Origin of the sequence: Pontibacillus yanchengensis Y32 (assembly GCF_000770635.1) — a bacterium.
GTDB classification, from domain to species: Bacteria; Bacillota; Bacilli; order Bacillales; family BH030062; genus Pontibacillus; species Pontibacillus yanchengensis.
This window is the reverse complement of record NZ_AVBF01000126.1, coordinates 1-1,693: the sequence shown is the minus strand read 5'-3', so window position 1 is coordinate 1,693 and position 1,693 is coordinate 1. Positions and strand designations below refer to the sequence as shown.

Genomic DNA, 1,693 nt, shown 5'->3' with positions numbered 1-1,693 from the left:
CGGCCACGTCCAGCTCCAGCGCCCAGCGACTAGCAAACTTCCTGCACCTCCTTACGATAAGTCAACATCGGATCGCTGTCGCTCTCCGTGTTTCCTTTATCTCATACGGAGCCGTCCAGTTTGTACGTCGCTACCCGGGCGCTTGCGCTTTTGTTCTTGCTTGTCAGAACAGTGAAAATACATTAGATGTAGAAAATTTAGAAGTTGAAAATAGTAATAATAAGGAACCAAAACGTTATAACGCAAAGTCATTAGAAATAGCCATTAGTTCATTACCTTTTTCATTAAACGTTCCAACAGAAATGCCGAGCTCATACCATCCGTTTAAACCTGTTTTAATTACAGACTGGAACGATATCGAAGATGGTAGAGATATAGCAATTCAGCTAAAATCAACTTCTAAAGAAACAGATAATATTTTGAGCTTTTATGCAAGGGATTATGATATGTCGATATTACAATCATTTAAGAAAGATGCAGAAAAAATTTCGCTTGAAAATAATGTAGATGTATATTTTAACGCTCCTGATAAATATTCTGAATGGCATACCGGTCATATTTCTTGGGTTGATAGTAATATTTTTTATTCGGTTGAACTGACGGGTTCTGACCTAAAAGCAAGTGATGTAAGAAGAATATTGCTTGATCTAGTAAAACAAACGCAATAAACGATTGTGGTGTAAGATTTGAAGAAAGAGGAGAATTAATATGAATCAAGCAGCAAAGAAATATTGGGATACATTTTGGGAAGGTCAAGAAACACCTGAATCCGTTAGTGCTTGGCAGTTTGGCGATGATGCGGATACTTTAGCGCAATTGGTTATGGATGGTATGAAAACCGCTACCTGCTCTGGGCATATATTTTATGATCTGGAAAACGAACCTTTACCAACAACAGAGGATTATAGCATTATACTAAACAGTAACGATCAACCTGTAGCAATAATAAAGACAACGGAAGTCACTATTTCACCAATGAATCAAGTATCAGAAGAATTTGCATTGGCAGAAGGTGAAGGGGACCTGAGCTACGAATATTGGTGGAACACCCATGAATCCTTTTTTCGTTCTGAATTAAAGGAGTTTGGCTTAGAATTCTCAGAAGATATGTTAGTTGTTTGCGAGCGGTTTAAGCTAATTGATGTTAATGAAAAATTATGAAGATTGTAACGTATTGGAAAGTGTGATGGGCAATTAAACATTTGAATTAATTCGAGGGAGCTCTCAGATTTATATAGAAGCGCTGCGGAATGGAAGGAATCCACTGCAGGGCTTTTTTCATTGTAATAAACTTTCTACGTGACCCCTGAATAGGGACTGGCAGAGTGTTAGAAATAGATGAGATTTAATATGTAGGGATGGTTAAATTTATTCTTTTATCTCGAAGTCAAGTGTTCAGGATAAGGGCCATAATCTGGAAGACTTGGATTCGAGATTATCGTAAGAATAGGGAAATCTTATTTATATAGAATAGATTACATTTGGAATTTATATGGTAAACTGGAGGGTAAGGCTTTATTATTGAGTAAGATATGATTGGGGGGAGTAAAAATTTATAACAGATTCTTTATTACGATATTACTCTTATCCAACTTATTAATATTAAGTTCTTGTAATAATAAAGAAGAGTTGAGTATAGAACGACTAAGGTGGACCCAATAGTCAAGACACAGATTTTGAATTATTAAGGTGG

The 1,693-nt window shown here is 36.3% G+C and carries 2 protein-coding genes; both read left to right on the top strand.

The features are described from left to right. The coding region (locus tag N782_RS21700) for a hypothetical protein (protein WP_036824881.1) at positions 1-668 on the top strand (668 nt) is incomplete at its 5' end. A gap of 40 nt (positions 669-708) precedes the next feature. Further along, entirely contained in the window at positions 709-1,161 is a 453-nt protein-coding gene (locus N782_RS20375) for an ASCH domain-containing protein (protein ID WP_036824878.1), read from the top strand. Positions 1,162-1,693: the final 532 nt, after the last annotated feature.